The following is a 278-nucleotide window of genomic DNA, read 5'->3' as shown; positions in this document are numbered from 1 at the left end:
GCCCGCGCGCCGCCCCCCGCGGGCGCAGGGGGCGGGCCCCCGCCCCTCCCCCCCAACCGACGACCCGCTACCGACGACCTGCCGGTGCGCGCTCGCGGTGCGCACCGGCCGTCGTTCCCCTGGGCCGGGCGTGAGCCCCGGAGGCGTTCCTTCTGGTCCGCCGCCCCCGTCCCGGGCGGCGAGGGGCCGCGTGCGGCCCGGAACGTACGGACGTGGGCTCACCCCAGCGAGGCCGGGGCGAGCTTGGACAGACGAGGGCCGGGGCCACTGCTTGGCAG

Origin of the sequence: Streptomyces sp. NPDC057702 (genome assembly GCF_042799315.1) — a bacterium.
Lineage (GTDB): Bacteria > Actinomycetota > Actinomycetes > Streptomycetales > Streptomycetaceae > Streptomyces.
This window is presented reverse-complemented; position numbering follows the sequence as displayed.